1 pseudogene is annotated in these 1,780 nt (G+C 64.0%); it reads right to left on the reverse strand.

The features are described 5' to 3' along the window. Positions 1-1,096: 1,096 nt before the first annotated feature. A pseudogene (locus IEY70_RS20760) lies at positions 1,097-1,711 on the reverse strand (transposase); the annotation flags it as partial. Between the last annotated feature and the right edge of the window lie 69 nt (positions 1,712-1,780).

Raw genomic sequence — 1,780 nt, forward strand, 5'->3', positions numbered from 1 at the left:
CACACCCTCATTCTGAGGTCAGAAGCCGTGCTGGACGTCCTTTTCGAAAACTGAAAGATGTCAGTTGACCCATAGCAGTTCAGGACCATGGCCGGGCACGCTGCGTGACAGCGTGTCCGAACTGTTGATTGAAGGAGCACAGAACACAGGCTCAGCTCAGTCACCAGGTGCGCACTCTCCTGATGCCCCTCACCGCTGCTGCTGCCCCATGGGGCAACCGGTCCAGCAGGGCCCCTGGGCGCCACAACACCGGCATGGCGTCGGGAGGACGGGCCGGGGTTCAGGCACGCGGCGTATGGGCTGGCCGCCATGGTCGAGTAACTGAATTCCAGATCCGCGGCAGACCGGACAGGTCACCCAACGTGGCCAGGGCCACTGCAGCATCTTCTTCAACCCATCGCACCACTCGCACACGCGGTGCACGCCCATCAGGGCCTCCTCACCAGCTGCCACCGCTGTCGGTGGGGGACAAGCTGCCACTGTCACTGCTCCCAGTGCTGGACGAGTCACTGTCGCCCGGACTGGGCGAATCCGGGATGGACGGGCTGGGGCGGTCCTCGCTCGGGGCAGGCGCGCCCGCCTGGGGGACGTCCTGCAGGAGCAAAGCGGCATAGCACGCGTCACCACTGCTGGGCGACTCGGAACTGCTGGACCCCGTTGACCGCGTCAGGGGGCCGTGCTGGTCCTGGGGGTGGTCGCCTGGATTGGTAGGGTGGTACTGGCCTGCTCAGGACGGCGGACCTCCGGCACCCAAGTGAGGGTTGGCCTGGGCCTCGGCACCAACCGAGGGGGCAACTGGCCGGCGCTCACAGACGCCACTTGTGCCTGCACGGACCGCTTTTCTGCTTCCAAGTGCAGGCGCAGCGCCTGGCCGTGCTGCCTGGGATGGGTGCGCGCAAGGCGCAGATCCTCGTCAATCGCGCTCAGGCGCTCCTCCACCCGCGCGTCCATGGCTTCGTGGTGCGCTTGCGCTTTCCGGGCAGACCAGATCAGGTACAAGCTACCGCTGATGAGCGCCGCCAGAAGGGGACGAGCCCAAAATTTGACTGGTTCTGGCGGAGCACGACCACGAGCGAAGCCGCCACCGTGCCGATCCTCAGTACCCGACACTTTCCGGCGATTTCGTCTGGGACGGCACCAACAGGTGGATCAAGTCACACAGGCGTGATGACTCCCGGCTGAACGACCGGACCAGTTCCCGCAAGCCCATCTTCACCACGCTCCACGCCCGGCGACCATGCGCCTTCTTCGGGCAGTCCAACGTGATCCCGACCAGCACACACCACGTGTAGGTCAGCGAGGGCAGGCACAGCAGGCGCTCCACGTGATCGTGGAGCGTCATGTGCGTCCCCTCCAGTTGAAAGCCCTTGCTCTTCAGTGCTCTGAAGAGGCATTCGATCAGGAACCTCCGGCGATATCGCGTCTGGATCGTTGTCACTGACCTCGCGTTACTGGCGATGATCAGAGCCTCACCATCTCGCGTGTGCGTCAGAACCACATTCATCGGTTGCCCGTAGACCACCGTGTCATCGACCAGCAGACCGGCATGGCCGGTCTGCAAACGACTCAGCCAGTCCTGTGCGGTCCAGTCGTCCATCAGCGTGTCACTCCTCAGTCGCACGCAGATGGGAATTCCACGGCGCGCCAGTCCCTGAATCCAGTCATAGCCGACGAATTCACGGTCGGCGTACAGGACCCGAATGTCCGCTGCACGGAGGGTTCTGGCAACTTAACGCAGGTAGGCTGGTGAGCTGTGACTGATCGGAAGCCCTACCGCCAC

Source organism: Deinococcus seoulensis, from assembly GCF_014648115.1.
Classification (GTDB): Bacteria; Deinococcota; Deinococci; order Deinococcales; family Deinococcaceae; genus Deinococcus; species Deinococcus seoulensis.